This is a genomic window from Oscillospiraceae bacterium (genome assembly GCA_035353335.1).
Lineage (GTDB): Bacteria > Bacillota > Clostridia > Oscillospirales > JAKOTC01 > DAOPZJ01.
Genome location: DAOPZJ010000070.1, coordinates 6,184 through 11,284 on the forward strand (window position 1 = coordinate 6,184; position 5,101 = coordinate 11,284).

Below are 5,101 nucleotides of genomic sequence, written 5' to 3' on the forward strand. Positions count from 1 at the left end.
GGGCGCTATCGGGCTCGGCCCGACCAATCGCCCCTACACCACATTCACCCCTCCCACACCATCAAATTGCAAACGAGGATTTTATGTTTATTGACACCGCGAAAGTCACCTTAAAAGCCGGAAACGGCGGCAACGGCGCCGTCACCTTCCACCGCGAAAAATACGTCGCCAACGGGGGACCCGACGGCGGCGACGGCGGAAAAGGCGGCGACATTGTGCTTGTCGGAAACACGCACCTGACCACCCTCGCCGATTTCCGTTATAAACGCAAATACAGCGCGCCCGACGGCGAAAAAGGCGACGGCGGCTGCAGAGCCGGCAAAAAAGGCGACGACATCGTCATTGCCCTGCCCGTCGGCACCGTCGTCAAAGACGCCGAAACCGGCCGCGTGCTCGCCGATATCTCCTCCGAAGAACCCGTCCGCATCGCGAAGGGCGGAAGCGGCGGCGCGGGCAACCGGCATTTCGCGACCGCCAGGCGCCAGTGCCCGCGTTTTGCGAAAGCCGGAGCGCCGGGCGAAGCGCGCGAAGTGCTGTTTGAACTGAAACTGCTCGCCGACGTCGGCCTGGTCGGTTTCCCGAACGCGGGCAAATCGACGCTGGTCTCCGCGATGAGCAACGCCCGCCCCGAGATCGCCGATTATCCGTTCACCACCCTGCGCCCGAATCTCGGCGTCGTTTACGGCCCCGAAGAGGCCTCTTTCGTCATGGCCGACATCCCGGGCATCATCGAGGGCGCGGCCGAAGGCGCGGGACTCGGGCATGAGTTTCTGCGCCACATCGAGCGCTGCCGGATGCTCATCCAGCTCGTCGACGCGGCCTCGACCGAGGGGCGCGACCCCAGATCCGATTTCGACGTCATCTGCTCCGAGCTTTCTCGCTACAGCCCGCTGCTGGCCTCCCTGCCCCGCATCGTCGCCGCCAACAAGACCGACAGCGCCATCCCGGAGATGCTCGACGACTTCTGCGGCTACGCGAAAAGCAAGGGCTTCGAGGTCTTCCCGATTTCCGCGGTCACGGGCGCGGGTCTTTCGGAGCTGAAGAATTATATTTTCAAAACCCTGCCGACGCTGCCGTCCATCAAGGTCTACGAGCCCGAGCCGGAACCCGAATTCAAAGTCGAGAACAACCGCCCGTTCACCGTCACGAACAAAGAGGGCGTCTTCATTGTCGATGCGCCGTGGCTGCTGCGTGTTTTGAATTCGGTCAATATGGACGATTACGAGTCGCTGCAGTATTTTCAGCGCGTGCTGCGCCAGAGCGGCATCATCGACGAACTGGAGCGCCGGGGCGTGCAGGAAGGGGATACGGTGAGCATTTATGACTTTGAATTCGAGTACGTCCGATAACCGTTTTTACGAGTCCGCCCGTTCGCCGGATGAAATGCCCGTTGCGCGGCTGGCGTTTTTAGGCGACGCGGTCTATGAGCTCGTCGTGCGCGAGCAGCTGGTCGAGGGAGCGGAAGTCCCGTTCGAAAAGCTCAACGACCTCAAGCAGGAATTCGTCAAGGCGTCCGCGCAGGCGGCTGCGGCAATTAAAATTTTGCCGTTACTTACCGAAAAAGAAGAGCAGATCTACCGTCGGGGCAGAAACGCGAAACATAAGACCGCCCCGAAAAGCGCGTCGCTCGGCGATTACGCAAAAGCCACGGGTTTTGAGGCACTTTTGGGATATTTGTGGCTTTCCGGTCAAAAATCACGTATAATGGAACTCGTGGGATCCGGTTTTTAAAAACGGGAGGTCTGACAATTGGACGGTTCCGAGAAAAGCGCTAAAATTAAAAATATCGTTTGGGATATTCTCGGTTTTCTCGCAGGCAGCTTTCTGATGGGTTTTTCGGTGGTGTATTTCGCCGCGCCGAACAACATCTCCATCGGAGGCGTCACCGGCATCTCCACCATGATCAGTTACCTGTCGGGCGGCAAATTCCCGATCGGCATCACCATCATCGTCCTCAACATCCCGCTGTTTGTGCTTGCGGCGTTTATGCTCGGCAAACGGCTGCTGTTCAAATCCGCGGTCGGAATGCTCTCGGTTTCGCTGATGATCGACCTTTTGGAATTTTTGAAGCTCCCGGCCTATCACGGCGAGATGATCGTCGCCTCCCTGTTCGCGGGCGCCATCGGCGGCGTGGGACTCGGGCTGATTTTTCTGCGCGGCGGCACAACCGGCGGCGTGGACATCATCGGGCGGCTCATCAAACTCAAACACGCCCATATGGAAATGGGCAAACTGATTCTGATGATCGAGGGCGTCATTTTAATCGGAACCTGGCTGGTCTACAAAAATATCAATAATTCGCTGTATTCTTTGATTACAATCTATGCGTACTCCCGGCTGACCGATACGGTGCTCTACGGCATCGACTACGGAAAATCCTATTTTATCATCTCGGCCAAGCCGCGCGAGATCGCCAAAGAGATCATGGCGAAGATCGGGCGCGGCGTGACGTTTTTAAAAGGCAGCGGCGCCTATACCGACGCGGACAAAGAGATCATTCTGACGGCGCTGCGAAACAGCGAGACCTCCAAGGTGCGCGCCATCATCCGCGAAATCGACCCATCGGCTTTTATCATCGTCTGCAGCACAAGCGAAACGATCGGCGAAGGATTCAAATCAATCCGGGAAAACAAATGATATGATCATGCAGGGGCGGATATCATCCGCCACCGCGCCAACGCCGTATTGACATCGCGGGCGATATCGGGCGCGGCCCCTGCACTACGTCACCATCAACTCCGGGAAAACACGCTGCGAAAGGATTTTCAAATCATGAGGGGAAATTTCTGCTTCAACTGCATGAAGGCCTTCGACGGGGGCACGGTCTGCCCCAACTGCGGCTTCAATACGCAGGCGAGACAACTTCCGCCGGCACTGCCCTACGATTCGCTTCTGGGCGGGCGCTACAAAGTAGGCAGAACCGTCCGGATGGACGGCGACAGCTATACTTATACCGCGCTCGACCTGCGCACCGGCAGGATCGTCCAGATCACGGAGTTTTTCGTCCATAACCTGATGAGCCGCTCCGATGACGGCGTCACCGCGGTCTTCCGTCCCGACAAAGTCGATCTGATCGCCGAACTGCGCGAGGACTTTGTCGACATGGCGCACAAGCTCGTCAAACTGGCGGAGCAGAGCCCGGTCGTCTCGGTCTGCGACATCTTTGAGGGCAACGGCACGAATTATTTTGTGGTCATCATCGATGAGAGCATGGCGATGGTTGAAGTCGCCGACGCGTTCCGCGGTTCCGGTCATGCCGCCTGGGAAAAAGTCCGCCCGATTTTCGACATCCTGATCTCCGAACTCGAAATGCTCCACCTCCACGGCCTTGTGCACCGCGGCATCGACGAATCGACGGTGCTCATCGCCTCCGACGGCAGCATCCGCCTGCGCGGATTTTCGGTGCCTTCCGCCCGCATCAACGGCAAGGGCGTCCAAATCAACATCTCCGACGATTACGCCGCGCCCGAGCAGTTCACCGGAACCCCCTACCCCGACCGCACCGCCGACGTCTATTCGGCCTGCGCGCTGATGTTCCGCTGCATCACGGGCATAAAATATACCCGCGCCAACCGCGACAATTTCGCTTCCCTGTTCCCCCGCGACGTCCCCGCCTGCGCTGTCTCGGCCCTCTTCAAAGGGCTGAGCCGCGACCCGGAGAAGCGTTTTCCCACGATGATGGAACTGCGCGCCGCGCTCTCGGGCGAGGCCGTCCCGGCGCCGGAGCTTTCGGACAGCCAGCCCCAAAAAGAGGGCAAATACGCGAAGACGCGCTTCGTCATCGGCGTGTTCGCGGCATCTTTGGTGCTGCTCGCGGGCATCGCCGTCGCGGCGCTCTATTTTGTCTTCGACGTCAACGTGTTCAAAGCGAACTGGAGGCCGACGAGTTCCGCTCAGAGCCGCGTCTATTCGAGCATTCCGCAGACGAGCTCCGAGCTTGCCGTCATGAACGTGCCGAACCTGCTGAACCTCAAGCTCTCCGACGTCATGGATTTATACGGCGCAAGCCAAAAATTCACCTTCCAGGTCCAGTATTCCGCGTTCAACGACACCTACCCGCGCAACATCGTCATGAAACAGAGCCCCGACCCGAACACCCCGTCGCCCGGCCTGACCACGGTCGTTCTGACCGTCAGCCGCGGCCCCGAATACATCGTCATGCCGTCGGTGCTCGGCCGCCCGCTCAGCGAGGTCTACAAGGAACTCACCTATCTCGGCCTCGACGTCTATCTCGTCGAAGTCGACGCGAGCTACGTCTCGACCGCGGCCGTCACCTATGACGTCGGCATCGTTCTGGACTGCCCGACCGCGGCGAAGAGCATCGTCAAAGCCGAATCGACCGTCATTTTATACGGCACCGCCGACCGCACCTCAGGCCCGGTCTCGACCGTCACCAACGCGGACGGCACGATCAGCGCTTGGATGACGCCCGCTCCGGTCATCCTCAACGGCACGGTGTCGGCCACCACCGACGTCAAGGGCAATAAGGTCTGGTATCTGGTCAGAGCCCCCTATGAACTCCCCTATACCGTCTCTTACGGCTATGACCAGCAGGGCAATCCCACCATGGCAAGGGTCTACGCGCCGACGCCCGGCGGAGGCACCGCCTCGGACGTCATCGGCCCGGACGGCACCACGACCCGCATCTTCACGCCGGCCCCCGAGCGGCTGTACGGCAAGGTCACCGAGAACCTGCTCGCAAACGGCACCGTTCAGTACATATTCCAAGCCGACCCGATCAAAATCAACGGTACGGTCTCGTCGCTCACCTATCCGAACGGAACCACCTCACAGGTGTTTATCCCCACCCCGCGCGGCGGTGCCGAAATCCCGACGGCCTCAGTCCAAGCAGTCCCCGGCCCGAACGGCACAACGTCCTACATAGTAACCCCGCTGAGCTGACGCAATTCAAATAAATTTTGTAGGGCGCGGCATCCCTGACGCGCCGTGCGTGCGCCGTGCGCCAGCGAACGCGGTTCGCATTGAAAAACCTTGACCTCCACTTGATCTGTTTATTCCCGTGTAGAGCGAACTTCGTTCGCTTGCCGTTCGTCCTCTGTAAACTAAAACCCCCGGCGGTATTTCAAAACCGCCGGGGGTT

General features: G+C 59.5%; 4 protein-coding genes. All 4 read left to right on the forward strand.

The features are described from left to right. Positions 1-83: 83 nt before the first annotated feature. The 4 genes from obgE to PKH29_11560 all read left to right on the forward strand — a co-directional run bounded on the left by obgE (position 84) and on the right by PKH29_11560 (position 4,902). Entirely contained in the window at positions 84-1,349 is a 1,266-nt protein-coding gene (obgE, locus tag PKH29_11545; protein HNX15470.1) for a GTPase ObgE, read from the forward strand. Further along, positions 1,321-1,731, forward strand: a complete 411-nt coding sequence (locus PKH29_11550) for a ribonuclease III domain-containing protein (protein HNX15471.1) — start codon at positions 1,321-1,323, stop codon at positions 1,729-1,731. The genes obgE and PKH29_11550 overlap by 29 nt, the downstream gene beginning before the upstream one ends. An 18-nt stretch (positions 1,732-1,749) precedes the next feature. Beyond that, entirely contained in the window at positions 1,750-2,637 is an 888-nt protein-coding gene (locus PKH29_11555) for a YitT family protein (protein ID HNX15472.1), read from the forward strand. A 135-nt stretch (positions 2,638-2,772) separates the two neighbouring features. Continuing rightward, a complete protein-coding gene (locus tag PKH29_11560; GenBank protein HNX15473.1) occupies positions 2,773-4,902 on the forward strand; it encodes a PASTA domain-containing protein in 2,130 nt (709 codons plus the stop codon). Positions 4,903-5,101 lie beyond the last annotated feature (199 nt).

Excerpts from the sequence above, each read along its gene's own strand:
- obgE (HNX15470.1), top strand. The coding sequence starts at position 84 with ATGTTTATTGACACCGCGAAAGTCACCTTAAAAGCCGGAAACGGCGGC.
- PKH29_11550 (HNX15471.1), top strand. The coding sequence starts at position 1,321 with ATGACTTTGAATTCGAGTACGTCCGATAACCGTTTTTACGAGTCCGCC.
- PKH29_11560 (HNX15473.1), top strand. The coding sequence starts at position 2,773 with ATGAGGGGAAATTTCTGCTTCAACTGCATGAAGGCCTTCGACGGGGGC.